Genomic DNA, 14,070 nt, shown 5'->3' with positions numbered 1-14,070 from the left:
ACCCGGGCTCAGTGGTGATGCGGCGGCGGGGGAGGGATCGTCCCGAGGTCCGGAGCCGGTTCGGGCCACACCAGCAGCACCGGGCAGGGCGCGTGGTCCACGGCGAACCGGACGGCCGGACCCAGGCTGCGCGGCCCGAGCCGGGAGCGGTCGCCGTCCCGGGCCAGCACCAGCAGATCGGCCCCGCCGGCCGCGGCCACCACCTCCCGCTCGACCCGCCCCGTCCGCTCCTCACGGGTGCAGGGCCGTCCCAGCCGCTCGGCCGCCGCGGCCAGGAGCTGCGCCGCCGAACTCCCGCCGAGCGCCTCCAGCCGGCCGCCCGGATCACGCTCGGGATGCCCACGGCCGAGAAGCCCCGCGTACGCGCCGTGCGCCACCCCGGGCACGTCCGGGCCGGTCACATGGAGCAGCACCACCTCGGCGGCGTGCGGGGCGTGGGTGCGTACGGCGTCCACGCAGGCGGGCCAGGTGCCCTCGACGAGCCAGGCGATCACGCGCATCCGGCCGGCCTCCCTCGGCTCATGGAACCCTTCAGAGAATCTGCAGCGCCCCCCACAGTGCCACCACCGACACCACCAGCGCCGAGGGCACGGCGATCAGACCGAGCCGGGTGAACTCCCCGAGGTCCACGTCGTGCTCGTGCTGCTGCACGATCCGCCGCCACAACAGGGTGGCCAGCGAGCCGGCGTAGGTCAGATTCGGGCCGATGTTGACCCCGAGCAGCACCGCCAGCATCGCACCGGAACCCACGGGAGCGGCGAGCGGCAGCAGCACCAGCACCGCGGGCAGGTTGTTGATGAGGTTGGCGAGGACGGCGGCCAGCGCGGCGGTCCCCAGCAGCGCGAGCAGCCCCGTGCCGCCGGGCAGGACGTGACCGAGCGCATCCGCGAGCCCGTTGTCCACGACCGCGCGCACCACGATGCCCAGCGCCAGCACGAACGCCAAAAAGGCCGGCGCCGCGGCCCGTACCACGGTCGGCACAGTCGCTTTCCGCCGCAGCAGCGCCCGCCCGGCCAGCACCAGCGCTCCCGCGGCGGCCACCCACGCCGGTTCCACCCCGAACGCGGACGCCACCACGAATCCCGCCAGAGTGCACCCCACGGTCACCAGCGCGAACAGCGGAAGCGGCGGCGCAGCACCGGTGTCCGCGCCGACCGGGGCAGCCGCGGTGAGGTCACCGGCGAAGAACCGCCGGAACACCAGGTACTCGGCGCCGATCGCCGCCAGCCACGGCAGCGCCATCAGCGCCGCGAACCGGGTGAAGCTCAGCCCGCTCGCCGCGAAGGTGAGTAGGTTCGTCAGATTGGACACGGGCAGCAGCAGCGACGCCGTGTTCGACAGATGCGTGCAGGCGTACACATGCGGTTTCGGCCGTACGCCCGTCCGCGCGGCGGACGCGAAGACCACCGGGGTCAGCAGCACGACCGTGGCGTCCAGGCTGAGCACGGCCGTGATCGCCGACGCCAGCGCGAACACCGCCGTCAGCAGCCGCACCGGCCGGCCGGCCGCCCAGCGCGCCATCCATGCCCCGGAGGCCCGGAACAGGCCCTCCACGTCGCAGAAGTGGGCGAGCACCAGCACCGCCGCCAGGAACCCCACCACGGGGCCGAGCCGTTCCGCCTCGGCCCGGGCGTGATCCAGCGAGATCGCCCCGGTCGCGGTCGCGATCCCGGCGGCCGGGACGGCCATGGCCGCCTCCGACCAGCCGAAGGGCCGTACGACGGCCCAGGCGAGCACGGCGACGAGCAGCACAGCCGACAGGGCCTCGGCGAGCGGGGTGTTCAGGGCGGGTCCTCCGGATCGGTCAGGTGGTGCCCGCCCATGAAAACAAACGACGGTGTGCGGACTACGAGGAGTGGGTGCCCGCCGCGCCCAGGAACTCCTCCCACCCGCCGGCCGGGGCCTGGCCCGGCACCAGTGTGCGCAGCTTGCGCAGCACCGCCGGGTCCTGTGCCTCCAGCCAGGCCACGAGCTGCTTGAAGGACACGAACCGGACCTCGTCGTGCTCCGCCATCCGGCCGATCGCCTCCTCGACGGCGTCCATGTAGACGCCGCCGTTCCAGCGCTCGAAGTGGTTGCCGATGAAGAACGGGGCGCGGTTGCTCTCGTACGCGCGCCGGAACCCGGCCAGATAGGTGTCCCGGGCCTGTGCGCGCCAGGCGTCGTACTGGGCGCGGTCGCCCAGGGGGTTGCCGCCGGACTGGTTGAACATCATGTTGTAGTCCATCGACAGTACCTGGAAGGAATGGCCGGCGAACGGTATCGACTGCAGCGGGAAGTCCCAGATCCGGTTGCCCTGCACTTTGCCCGGCCAGATCTGCAGCCCGCCGGGGGAGCTGGCGTCGTACTTCCAGCCGAGCGCGGCCGCGGTGGGCAGCAGGTTGGTCTGGCCCTCCAGACAGGGGGTGCGGCCGCCGATCAGCTCCTTGCGGTAGTCGAACGGCAGGGGGTCGAGATCGGTGAAGCCGGTGTTCGTCTTCCACTTCGTGACGAAGCCGACCGCCTGCTCGATCTCGCTGCGCCACTCGGCGGGCGACCAGTTGCGCACGCCGGTCGCGCCGCAGAAGTGCCCGTTGAAGTGGGTGCCGATCTCGTGGCCCTCCAGCCAGGCGGCCCGCACCTGCTGGATCGTGGCGTGGATGTGCCGGTCGGCGAGGTAGCCGATGTCGGACGCGCCGACCGCGTGCTGCGGGGGACGGTACAGGCTCTTCTTGGACTCCGGCAGGGTGTAGATGCCGCTGAGGAAGAAGGTCATCTTGGCGTCGTGGTCGGCCGCGATCTTGCGGAACCGGGAGAACAGCTGGTTGCTCAGCTCGCCGGCGCCGTCCCAGGAGAACACCACGAACTGCGGGGGCTTCTGACCGGGCTTCAGCCGGACCGCCGCCGGCTGGTGCGGCTGGGCGCCGGTGTCGGCGGTGGAGCCGTCGCCTATGGGCTTGACCGGCCGGGCCTGAGCGGTGCCCTTGCCGTACTGCGGGTCCTTCTCGCCGAAGGACAGCCCGCCGCCGGAGGAGCAGGCGGACAGGGCCCCGAGGGCGCCCGCAGCCGCCCCCGCCGTCAGCACTCGCCTGCGTGAGATGCCGCTCATCTTGTTCCCCGATTTCCTCGTCGCGGCTCCCTGCGGAGCCTTCTCGCTGTGTGGTCGACGGGTTCGATGAGGGGAGTTCGAGGAAAGATCGCGGCGTCCGGGACGTGTTGCAGTCCTGTGACACTTGTGGCGCGCTCATGGCGAACCCCGCTGCCCGGGGGCGGACAGCGGGGTTTCGGTGGGGGATTCGGTCAGGCGCCGGTGCCGGAGCCGAAGACGGTCAGGAAGACGGAGGAGGAGTTCCCGGAGACGGGGACCGCACCGGCCGTCCACGCCACCTTCAGCGGGTCCCGCTCGTCCGGCGGGGTGACCACCAGCGTGGCCGGCGTGGCCGTGTCGGCACCGCTGACCTCAGGGTTGGAGAAGGTCAGGCCCGCCCAGGCGCTCTGTCCGGGCCTGAGCGTGACCGTCACCGGGGAGCCCGAGGAACGCTTGGGATCCGGGCCGAGCTGGGAGCCGGAGGCGTTCACGAAGGCCGCGCCCGGATAGCCGCGCAGGGTGCAGGTCCGGGCGGACTTGTTGGTGAGCACGATGGGGAAGTTCTCCTGGCCCGCGCCCGGGTTGTTGCGGCCGACGGAGGCGCGCAGCTCGGAGGTGTGGCAGCGGCCGCCGGCACTGTCGATCTTGGTGCCGGTTCCGGTGCCGGAGGGCGTGGCCTTGCCCGGGGCGGCGGAGGACGTCTTGCCGCTCGGTGTGGAGTCGGACGTGGAGGCCGGGACCGAGCCGCCGGTGCCCTCGGTCGCCGGACCGGCCGTGCCCGGCACCTTCTGGGGCGTGGAGTTGACGTCCTGGCTGCCACAGGCGGTCAGAAGGCCCAGTACGGCGACCGCGCCCGCGAGCAGGGCCCCGCGCTGCGCTGACCGAGATGAGTACGCCATGTCGCTCCACACTCCTGGTTCGTCACGGCACGCTGCCGAGGCGCGCCTGCGGCGCCTGGTGCGCCGTCATCACACTCCGATGCCCGGTCCACCGGAAAAGTTCGGGACTCACAGGGTTCTTTTCCCCGTCTTGACGCTGTTCCTCCCCCCGACCCGCGGACCGGCCGGCGCCCGGTCCGTTCTCTCAGGTGACCCGCAGCGAGCGGAGTATCGCTTCGGTCGCCTCCGCGTCACCCTCCTGGCGCACCTGTACGTACACCTGCGGCTGACCGGAGCCGTCCGCCGGACCGAGCGCGGACTCGGTGACCGAGCCGCCGTCCGGACAGGCGTTCCAGGTCCGGATCAGGCCGTGCCACTGCGCGCTGGAGAAGCTGCGGCTGCCGGTGTAGTGGCAGTCGGAGTGGGCGAGGCCGTTCACCCGGTCGGCGACGTCGCCGTGCTCGCTGACCCCGACGAACACGCCGTCGACCGCGGTCTTCAGGTCGGACCAGTGCGCCAGGTCGTCGGCGACCACCAGCCCGGGCTGGTGCCCCGCCGTCAGCCCGAGCGTGTGCGGATCCCAGCCGGAGTCGCGCAGCTGGCGGGCGAAGGTGGCGGGCACCTCGACGGCGACCCGGCCGGTGGAGTCCGTCACCGCGGTCCGGTCGGCGCTCCCGGGCCGGTGGAGCACCAGCGTCACGGTCACGGCGGCGGCCGCCGCGGCCAGCAGCGCGGCCGCCACCAGGGCCCCGGTGCCGAGCCGGCCCCGGACGGCGTCCAGCCGCCGGCCCGCCCGGACGCCGGAGGCCGCCGCCAGCCGGTCCAGCTCGTGCGCGAACGCCTGCGCTCCCGGCCAGCGCCGCTCTCGGTCCGGCTCCAGGGCGCGCAGCAGCGCCCGCTCGACCGCCTCGCCGAGGTCCGGGCGCAGCCGCCCCGGCGGTACGACCTTCCCCGGCGGGCCCGGCACGGTCCCGGTGACCAGCTCGTAGCCGACCGCGCCCAGGCTGTACACGTCGGCCCGTGCGTCGATGCCCTCGCCCGGCTCGGCCTGCTCCGGCGGCTGGTAGCCCGCCGAGCCCGCCGCGAGCGTGAGCACCGAGGCCTGTGCGAGGCTCTTGGCCAGGCCCAGGTCGGCCAGCAGCACCCGCCGTTCCCCGTCGGGGGCGGTGTGCAGCAGCACGTTGGTCGGCTTGATGTCACGGTGCACGATGCCCGCCTCGTGCAGATCGGCGGCGCTCCGCGCGGCCAGCGCGGTCAGCGCGAGCGCCTGGGCCACCGGCAGCGGGCCGGCCACCAGCAGATCGGCGAGCGTTCCGCCGTCGGCGTACTCCATCACGAAGTACGGCCTGCCGTCCGGGAGTTCACCGACGTCGTAGACCTGCACCACGCGGCTGGAGCCGGCCCGGCGCAGCAGTCGCGCCTCGGACAGGAAGCGCTCCCGGATGTCGAGCCGGTGCGCCCAGTTCTCGGCGAGTACCTTCACCGCCACGGGGGCGTCCAGCTCTTCGTCGTGTGCGAGCCATACGGTGGCGAAGGCGCCGGTGCCCAGACGTCGTTCGAGGCGGTAGCGGCCGATCCGCTCCAGGGAGTGCATACGACTATCATGCCTGCCCTGAGATCGACTACGAGGGGGACCCTGACGTGCAGGACCCGGTGACGGCCGAAGACCTGGCCCGGCAGGCCGCGGCGGGCGACCGAGCGGCCCTTGACCGGCTGCTGACCGAGCTGCGGCCCGAGATCCTGCGGCGCTGCGGGCGCTTCCTGCCCTGCCGGGAGGACGCCGAGGAGGCCGCCCAGGACGTGCTGCTCCAGGTGGCCCGGCACATCACCGCCTTCGAGGGCCGCAGCCGCTTCAGCACCTGGCTGTACACAGTCGTCGCCAACTGCTGCCGGCAGAAGTACCGCGAGCTGAAGCGACGGGCCGCCGAACAGCCCGTGATCATCGAGCCCGCCGAGCACATCGACCCGCGCACCACCAGCGTCATCGCGGGCTCCCGGATCGATCTGCTGGAGGCGCTGGACCGGCTGGAGCGCGAGTACCCGCACCTGGTCGCGCCCCTGGTCTACCGGGACATCTGCCAGCTGGAGTACGCCGAGGTCGCCGAGCGCATCGGGATTCCCCTCGGCACGCTCAAGTCCCGTCTCCACGAGGCCCGCAAACAGGTGAGGCCCTGGCTGCGGGGCTACTGATCCTCCTCCAGCAGCCCCAGCTCCGCCCAGATCGTCTTGCCCTCGGCGGTGTGCCGGCTGCCCCAGCGCTGGGTGAGCTGGGCGACCAGCAGCAGCCCCCGGCCGCCCTCGTCGAAGATCTTGGCGCGCCTGAGGTGCGGTGCGGTGTGGCTGGTGTCGGAGACCTCGACGATCAGCGTGGCCGTCTCATGGATCAGCCGCAGCCGGATCGGGTGGGAGCCGTACCGGATGGCATTGGTGACCAGCTCGCTCACCACCAGCTCCGCCGTGAACGCGATCTCGCTCAGCGACCAGCGCTCCAGCTGGTCCTCGACCTGCTTGCGGATCGGCGCGACCAGCGCCGGATCGGCGGGGATGTGCCAGGTCGCGACCTGGGAGGCGGGCAGTCCCCGGGTGCGGGCCAGCAGCAGCGCCACGTCGTCGGCGGCGCCGCCCGCCGGCAGCAGGGCGTGCAGGACCCGGTCGCAGGTCTGGTCCAGGGCGTCGGGATACCCCCGCAGCGCCCCGAACAGCTGCTGCCGGCCGGAGTCCCCGGCGCGCTCCCGGGACACCATCAGGCCGTCCGTGTACAGGGCGATGACGGTGCCCTCGGGCAGCTCAAGCTCGGCCGACTCGAAGGGCAGCCCGCCCAGGCCCAGCGGAGGACCGGCGGGCAGGTCCAGCTGGCGGGGCTCGCCACCCGGCTCCAGCACCACCGGCGGCGGATGCCCGGCCCGGGCCAGGGCACAGCGCCGCGACACCGGGTCGTAGACGGCGTACAGACAGGTGGCGCCGACCTCGCCGGGGCTGCCGTCGCCGCCGGACTCCTCCGACAGCCGGATCACGAGGTCGTCCAGGTGCGTGAGCAGCTCGTCCGGCGCCAGGTCGATGTCGGCGAGGGTGCGTACCGCGGTGCGCAGCCGGCCCATGGTGGCCGAGGCCTGGATGCCGTGCCCGACGACGTCCCCGACGACCATCGCGACCCGCATCCCCGACAGCGGGATCACGTCGAACCAGTCGCCGCCCACCCCCGCCCGGGCCGCAGGCAGATAGCGGGAGGAGACCTCCAGGGCGGCCGTGCGCGGCAATGTGCGGGGCAGCAGGCTGCGCTGCAGCGCGAGGGCGGTCTCGCGCTCGCGGGAGTAGCGGCGGGCGTTGTCGATGCAGACGGCGGCGCGGGCCGTGATCTCCTCGGCCAGCAGCATGTCGTCGTCGGTGAACGGGTCCGGGCGCCGGTGCCGGGTGAGGACCGCGACCCCGAGGGTCAGCCCGCGGGCCTGGATCGGCACGGACATCGAGGAGTGGATGCCGAAGTCCCGCACCCGCTCGCCGCGCGCGCTGCTCCAGGTCAGCCACTGGTCCATGGCGCCCCCGGCCACCGTGGCCCGGATGGTGCGGCCGGCCGTCAGTGAGTCGGCCTGCGGGGAGAAGGCCGGGTACACCTCCAGCTGCCCGGGCTTGGCGACCGCCTCCGGAATGCCCCTGAGAATCGACTGGTGGGCGACCCGGCGCAGGTTCAGCGGGGCCGAGAGACGGGCCGGGGGCTCGCCGCCGTACTCCTGCGGGTCCAGCAGGTCGATGGTGACGAAGTCGGCCAGTACGGGCACGCACACATCCGCCAGCTCCTGTGCCGTCCGGGTGACGTCGAGGGTGGAGCCGATGCGCACGCTCGCCTCGTTCACCAGCTGCAGCCGCTGCCGGGCCCGGTAGTTGTCGGTGACGTCATGTGCCGCCAGGCACACGCCCCGCACCCGGCCCTCGCCATCGGTGACGGGTGCCATCCGGGCCAGCCAGGCGTGCGCCCGGTTGTCGGCGCTGGTGCGCATGGCCGTCTGGACGTCCAGTGGCCGGCCGGTGGTGAGCACCTGGAGCAGGCCCTGTTCCAGCTCCTCGCTCTGTGGTCTGCCGCCGATCTCCGAGAGCCTGAGCCCTTGTACGCGCTCCTCGGGCAGGCCTATCACCTCGGCCATGGCGTCGTTCATCCGTCGCAGCCGCAGCGCGTCGTCGTACACGGCGACGGCGCACGGCGACTGGATCAGGCCCGCCCGGATCAGCGGATCGTCGGGGGTGCCGGGGTCCTGGCCGGTCAGCGGGGAGACCAGCAGCCAGTCGCCGCGGTGGCCGTCGCCCGGTGGCCGACGGTGGGCGAGCAGCCACACGGAGAGCGTACGGCCGTCTCGGTGGCGCAATCCGACCGTCCCCGCCCAGCGCAGCCCGGCAGGCACGGCCGGGGCGCCGTCCCCGGCCAGCAGCCCGGCCGCGGGGCGGCCCAGGACGTCGTCGGCGGGGTGGCCGAGCAGGCGCCGCGCGCCCTCGTTCCACTCCATCAGTGTTCCGTCGTCGTCGATGACAGCCCGGGCCGTCGCCGCATCGTCGAACGGATAGACCCGGCTCATCGTCGCCGCTCCCAAGAGCACACTCACAGTGAACAGGTGGCACCACGTGCGTTCCAGCGTAGTGCGTCGCGCACGCCCGTGAACCGCGCCCCCCGGCGACCCGGCCGATCGGTCGAACACGGTCAAGGGGGAATTTCGGCCGAAGTGCCGTCCCCGGTGGCAGCGGGATCCCGCACCCTTGACGTCTGCGTGTGGCGGACCGTCAGAATCTGTTTGTTCGCGATTAGTTGTGAGTACTTCTGGTCCCTGATGAGGGAGAGTCGCCATGACGGTCACACGCAGATCGGTTCTGGTCGCAGCCACGGCAGCGCCGGCGGCCGGAGCACTCCTGGGCGGCCCGGACGCCGCGGCCGCCGGGACGTCCGGTGCGGCCGCGGGACGCCAAAGCGTCGCACTGCGGGACGGCTGGCGCTTCGCGCTGGTCGACCCCGGCGGAATCACCGACCCGGCGGGCGCCTACGCGCGGGCCGCCGAGCCCGGGTACGACGACTCGGCCTGGCGCGAGGTCGCCGTACCGCACGACTGGAGCATCGAGCAGACCCCCACGACGGACCACGGCACCACCAGCGGCACCGGCTTCTTCCCGGGCGGCCTCGGCTGGTACCGGTTCACCTTCACCCTCCCGCCCGCCCACGCCGGCAAGCGCATCTCGGTGGAGTTCGACGGCGTCTACATGGACTCGTACGTCTACTGCAACGGCACCGAGGCGGGCCACCACCCCTACGGCTACACCGGCTTCGCGCTCGACCTCACCGACCTGGTGCACACCGACGGCAGCACCCCGAACGTCCTCGCGGTCAAGGTTCAGAACCAGCTGCCGAGCAGCCGCTGGTACTCGGGCAGCGGCATCTACCGCGAGGCCCGGCTGGTGATCACGGAGCCCGTGCACGTGGCCCGCTGGGGCACGTACGTCACCACGCCGCAGGCCGGTGCCAAGCGGGCCGTGGTGCGGGTGGCGACCACCGTGCTCAACGAGTCGGGCACCGGCACAGACGTCCAGGTCCGCTCCCGGATCGTCGGCCCCGACGGCCGCACGGTCGCCCGTACGTCCACCACGGTCGCCGTCGCCGAGCAGGCCACCGAGCCCCATGAACTGACGGTTCCCGAGCCGCTCCTGTGGGACTTCGCCACTCCCGGCCACCGCTACACCCTGCACACCGAACTCCGCGCCGCAGGCCGCACCACCGACACCCACCTGACCGCGTTCGGGATCCGCAGCTACCGTTTCGACCCGGACGAGGGCTTCTCCCTCAACGGCACCCCCACCAAGATCAAGGGCGTCGACCTCCACCACGACCAGGGCGCCCTCGGCGCGGCGATCAGCATCGACGCGGTGCGCCGACAGATGACGATCATGAAGTCGATGGGTGTGAACGCCTTCCGCACCTCGCACAACCCGCCCTCGCCGCAGATGATCCAGGTCTGCGAGGAGCTGGGCATCGTGATGATGGTGGAGGCCTTCGACTGCTGGAGGACCGGCAAGACCAGATACGACTACGGCCGGTTCTTCGACGAGTGGTGCGAGAAGGACGCCACGGAGATGGTGCTCGCCGCCCGCAACTCGCCCGCCGTCGTCCTGTGGTCCATCGGCAACGAGATCCCCGACTCCACCTCGACCGCCGGGCTCGCCATGGCCGACCGGATCATCGGCGCGATCAAGGCCGCGGACGACACCCGCCCCCTCGTCATCGGCTCGAACAAGTACCACGGCGTGCCCGCGACCGGCTCGGCGGCCGACCGGATGCTCGCCAAGCTCGACGGCCTGGGCCTGAACTACAACACGGCCAAGTCGGTCGACGCCCTGCACGCCACGTACCCCCACCTGTTCCTCTTCGAGTCCGAGTCCTCCTCGGAGACCTCGGCCCGGGGCGCGTACCAGGAGCCGGAACACCTGAACACCGGCGAGAACCACACGCCGGGCAGGCGCGAGACGTCCTCCTACGACAACAACCTCGCCTCCTGGACGATGAGCGGCGAGTACGGACACAAGAAGGACCGGGACCGGAAGTGGTTCGCGGGGCAGTTCCTCTGGTCGGGCATCGACTACATCGGCGAGCCGACCCCCTACGACGTCTTCCCGGTGAAGGCGTCCTTCTTCGGCGCCGTCGACACGGCCGGTTTCCCCAAGGACATGTACCACCTGTTCAGAAGCCAGTGGACGGCCGAGCCGATGGTCCACCTGCTGCCGATGAGCTGGAATCACGGGCCGGGCGACACCATCGAGGTCCGGGCGTACGCGAACGTCCCCTCCGTCGAGCTGTTCCTCGACGGAAAGTCCCTGGGGGTCAGGGAGTTCGACGTCAAGAAGACCACCGACGGGCGCACCTACCTGGAGACCACCGAGGCCACGGGAGACGACAAGACCTTCACCGACGGCCCCTACCCGGGCAGTTACACCAGCCCCAACGGCAGCGCGGGCAAGCTGCATCTGACCTGGAAAGTGCCCTACCGGCCCGGTGAGCTGAAGGCGGTGGCCCGGCGGGACGGCAAGGAGGTCGCCACCGACGTCCTGCGCACCGCCGGCGCCCCGTATGCCGTGCGCCTCGGCGCCGACCGCACGTCCCTCGCCGCCGACGGCCGTTCACTGGTCTTCGTGACCGCCGAGATCGTGGACGCGCACGGTGTGGTCGTGCCCGACGCCGAGCACCTCATCTCCTTCGACGTGACCGGCGGATCACTGGCCGGCCTCGACAACGGCCGCGAGGAGAGCGCCGAGCGCTATCAGGCCGCCACCCGCACCGCCTTCCACGGCAAGGCCCTCGCCATCGTCCGGTCCGGCAGCGAACCAGGCACGCTGAAGGTCACGGCACGGGCGGACGGTCTGCGCCGGGGCACGGCGAGCGTGCGCACCACACCGGCTCGCGCCGCCGCCACCACGGCCGCGCCCGCGTTCCAGCCCGACCACCCGGCGGCCGTCAACCATCCCTGGGCGGACGCCAGTTACTCCGGCCGCCCGGACACCCTGCCCGCCGCGATGCTGGACGGCGACCCGGCCACCGGCTGGTCCAACGCGTTCGCCAAGTCGGCCACGGCCCTGCTGCCCGCCTTCAACGGTGCCCGCACGAAGGACTGGGTGTCGGTCGACTTCGGGCGGACCCGGACCCTCGACCGGGTCGCGGTCTCCTTCACCGTCGACGGCACGCACGCACTGCCCGCCGACGCCGAAGTGGCGGTCTGGGACGGGCGCGCGTACCTGCCGGTGACGGGCGCGAAGACGGACTGGGCCACCGCTTCGGACAGCCCGACGGTGATCACCTTCGAAGCGGTACGCGGCTCTCGGGTGCGCCTCATGCTCACCAGCGCGTACCCGGGCGAGGCCAGGGGAGCGGTGCGCATCAGCCGGCTCGATGTCTGAGGGCTGCGGCCCGTGAGGAGGATCGGAACGGCCGGTGATGACGGCGGGACCAGCTCGGTTCCGGTTCGTTGAATCTGGCCATCTTTCCTGGTCAGCGGCTCTGCGTTCCGGGTCGTGCCGGTTGATCTCCCGTCCGGCGCGGGTCTCGGAGCCGGAGCGGCCGCGGACCGGGCGGATGCGGGTGTCGGGCACCGCGATGCGCGAGACCCTCGACCGCGCGCGGGAGGTGCGCTCGCTCGGGGCCGGTCCACTACGCAGTTCAGGACCTGTCGGTGGGACGAGGACGGCTGGTCAGGCGCTGTCGGGCCACGGGAACCCGAGTTCCTCGGCGCGCTCACGGCTCCCACCGCACACCCGTGCGTAGGACTTCGGGTCCTCTTCAGCGAGCCGTCGCAAGGCGGCTGCGGCCTGGGCCTCGGGCGGGGTCCCGTCGTCCGGCACGACCCAGCGGAACTGAAGCGGCCTGTCGGCACGATCCGGATTGCCAGATGCCAGCCCCGGCACGTACCAGAAGGTCACCACGGCGGTGCCGGGGTCGTCGAAGCCACTGCTGATCCAGCCTCGGCCGGCATCCCATCGGCTCAGCAGATCCGGTTCCTCGATCAGCCCCGCCTTGATCAGGCGGGCGATGGTGCGAGCCCGCCAGGACCAGGAGCAGTCGGTCTCCGCTCTGGCGATCTCCGTGTCATAGGCGGAGGCCTCGAACCGGTAGGCGGGCAGCTCCGCTGCGGGATTGCGGGAGCCCGGCATGGTCTTCCGCCAGTTCTCCCAGACCACCTGGTCCGCGTCTCGTCGGATGGTGACGTAGAGCGCGCCACAGCACCCCTCAGTGCAGTGAGCCTCCGCGAGCTGCACCTCGCGAGGCTCCACCCCGGCCCGCAGCCGACCCTCGTCCAGCAGGTACTCGGGGCTGTGGGCGGGCCCGCTGTCGAACACCGACGGAACCACCGGACGGCCATCGATGAGCACACGTGCCTCGACGGGTTCCCGGTCCGCGGGGTCGCCGGCCACCACCTCGATGCGGAATGAGCCGGGCACGGCTGTGCGGTGCTCGAACGGCCGCCGTCCGGTGCGGCGGATCCAGTCGGCTCGCAGCCGCTGGTCCGCCGCGCTTGCGGTGGCGCCTGCGGCCACCCACCGGGGCTCGGCCAGTAGCCGCCCCAGCGATTCCAGCAGTTCGGCGCGCCGCTCGGGCGGCCAGTCCAGCAGAACGCCGGGGCCGCTGCTCAGGTCCAGGGCGAGCGACAGCAGCAGGGCAGCGTTGTCGAGGGTGGGCGGCAGCAGACCGGCTCGGCCGACGACGCTGTCATACACGTGCAGCGCGTCGCGGTAGGCGAGGAGGTCGGTCGGGTCGTTGCGTGAACACCCCATCCGGACGAGCAGTCTGCCCGCGCGGGCGAGCAGGCCGGTGTCGGAGGGGTGGTGGTCGAGGAGGTCGGGCAGTGGGGAAGCCTCCGCGATCCGGCGGGCGACCGTGCTGCTGACGAAGCGGGGTGAGGCAGGCAGTGCGACCAGTTCCGGGCGGACGGCCTGCCGGTCACCTGTCCACAGGGCGCGGACGAATGGCTGAAGTTCGACACGGCGGGCGTAGGCCACGAGCCACACGATGGCCCCGGATCGGCGATCGAGGATGTCGAGCGCGTTGACCGCTGCGCCGGCAAGTTCCCGGAACAGTCCGAGAACGGAGAGATACGGGACGTCCTCGGGCTCGCCCAGGCGGCCCAGCAGGGCGATGCCCGCGGTGACGGTGGGCGCGGTCGTGCCGGTCCGGATCAGCATCCGTCCCAGAGTGCGGGCCACATCCACCTGATCAGTCGGCAGTGGCAGCCCGGCGACGGTGGACCTGATCAGATGGATGTGGCGATCCTGAATGCCGAGTCGTTCGAAGCGGCGTTGCAGAGTGATGGGGTCGTCCGGGAGCGGGCTGAGCGCTTCCCGGACGGCACTCTTCGCCTCTTCCCGGGAGAGCGGATCCTCGCCCGCAGCGGTTTTCAGAGGCAGGCAGTAACCGCGCCTGGGCGGGACCCCACCGGGGGACTCGCGCAGCAGATGCAGGACGTGGTCATACAGAGCGGTCGGGGGAGTGAGCGCGCTGCGCTCTTCCTGGGCGCTCACCGAGTGAAGCGTGACTCGATTCCGTAGGTCATGTGCACAGCCTGCCGGCCCGGTCGGCACCGTGTCGAAGGAATTTGGTGAGGCCGCGGC

The 14,070-nt window shown here is 72.1% G+C and carries 9 protein-coding genes; 2 read left to right on the top strand and 7 right to left on the bottom strand.

The genetic code is table 11. From position 1 onward, the window contains the following. Window positions 1-8: 8 nt before the first annotated feature. From ACIRU3_RS20390 to ACIRU3_RS20370, 5 genes are all read right to left on the bottom strand, one after another. Complete coding sequence (locus ACIRU3_RS20390; protein ID WP_404058055.1) at window positions 9-500, bottom strand: universal stress protein; 492 nt, start codon at window positions 498-500, stop codon at window positions 9-11. A gap of 31 nt (window positions 501-531) precedes the next feature. Further along, window positions 532-1,785, bottom strand: a complete 1,254-nt coding sequence (locus ACIRU3_RS20385; RefSeq protein WP_404058457.1) for an SLC13 family permease — start codon at window positions 1,783-1,785, stop codon at window positions 532-534. Between the two features lie 61 nt (window positions 1,786-1,846). Then, window positions 1,847-3,088, bottom strand: a complete 1,242-nt coding sequence (locus ACIRU3_RS20380; RefSeq protein WP_404058053.1) for a hypothetical protein — start codon at window positions 3,086-3,088, stop codon at window positions 1,847-1,849. A 191-nt stretch (window positions 3,089-3,279) separates the two neighbouring features. Beyond that, the gene (locus ACIRU3_RS20375) at window positions 3,280-3,966 is read right to left on the bottom strand and encodes a DUF4232 domain-containing protein (RefSeq protein ID WP_404058051.1); all 687 of its coding nucleotides are present in this window, start codon (window positions 3,964-3,966) and stop codon (window positions 3,280-3,282) included. Window positions 3,967-4,150: 184 nt separating this feature from the next. Then, complete coding sequence (locus ACIRU3_RS20370) at window positions 4,151-5,539, bottom strand: serine/threonine-protein kinase (RefSeq protein WP_404058049.1); 1,389 nt, start codon at window positions 5,537-5,539, stop codon at window positions 4,151-4,153. 47 nt (window positions 5,540-5,586) lie between these two features. Between ACIRU3_RS20370 and ACIRU3_RS20365 the strand changes: the two genes are divergently transcribed. Further along, window positions 5,587-6,135: an RNA polymerase sigma factor gene (locus ACIRU3_RS20365; RefSeq protein WP_404058047.1), complete on the top strand. Its 549-nt coding sequence runs from the start codon at window positions 5,587-5,589 to the stop codon at window positions 6,133-6,135. Here ACIRU3_RS20365 and ACIRU3_RS20360 read toward each other — a convergent pair. Continuing rightward, a complete protein-coding gene (locus tag ACIRU3_RS20360; RefSeq protein WP_404058045.1) occupies window positions 6,129-8,510 on the bottom strand; it encodes a SpoIIE family protein phosphatase in 2,382 nt (793 codons plus the stop codon). The two genes, ACIRU3_RS20365 and ACIRU3_RS20360, sit on opposite strands and share 7 nt — an antisense overlap. Before the next feature lie 265 nt (window positions 8,511-8,775). On the opposite strand from ACIRU3_RS20360, the gene ACIRU3_RS20355 reads away from it, so the two are divergent. Beyond that, on the top strand, window positions 8,776-11,865 hold the full coding sequence (locus tag ACIRU3_RS20355) for a glycoside hydrolase family 2 TIM barrel-domain containing protein (RefSeq protein WP_404058043.1): 3,090 nt from the start codon (window positions 8,776-8,778) through the stop codon (window positions 11,863-11,865). A gap of 291 nt (window positions 11,866-12,156) precedes the next feature. On the opposite strand, the gene ACIRU3_RS20350 is transcribed toward ACIRU3_RS20355, so the two are convergent. Further along, on the bottom strand, window positions 12,157-13,980 hold the full coding sequence (locus ACIRU3_RS20350; RefSeq protein ID WP_404058041.1) for a hypothetical protein: 1,824 nt from the start codon (window positions 13,978-13,980) through the stop codon (window positions 12,157-12,159). Between the last annotated feature and the right edge of the window lie 90 nt (window positions 13,981-14,070).

Origin of the sequence: Streptomyces sp. NPDC101151 (genome assembly GCF_044768335.1) — a bacterium.
GTDB lineage: Bacteria > Actinomycetota > Actinomycetes > Streptomycetales > Streptomycetaceae > Streptomyces.
The sequence above is the reverse complement of the archived record's forward strand: the minus strand, read 5'-3'. Positions and strand labels throughout refer to the sequence as shown.

Excerpts from the sequence above, each read along its gene's own strand:
- ACIRU3_RS20390 (WP_404058055.1), bottom strand. The coding sequence starts at position 500 with ATGCGCGTGATCGCCTGGCTCGTCGAGGGCACCTGGCCCGCCTGCGTG.
- ACIRU3_RS20380 (WP_404058053.1), bottom strand. The coding sequence starts at position 3,088 with ATGAGCGGCATCTCACGCAGGCGAGTGCTGACGGCGGGGGCGGCTGCG.
- ACIRU3_RS20375 (WP_404058051.1), bottom strand. The coding sequence starts at position 3,966 with ATGGCGTACTCATCTCGGTCAGCGCAGCGCGGGGCCCTGCTCGCGGGC.
- ACIRU3_RS20370 (WP_404058049.1), bottom strand. The coding sequence starts at position 5,539 with ATGCACTCCCTGGAGCGGATCGGCCGCTACCGCCTCGAACGACGTCTG.
- ACIRU3_RS20360 (WP_404058045.1), bottom strand. The coding sequence starts at position 8,510 with ATGAGCCGGGTCTATCCGTTCGACGATGCGGCGACGGCCCGGGCTGTC.
- ACIRU3_RS20355 (WP_404058043.1), top strand. The coding sequence starts at position 8,776 with ATGACGGTCACACGCAGATCGGTTCTGGTCGCAGCCACGGCAGCGCCG.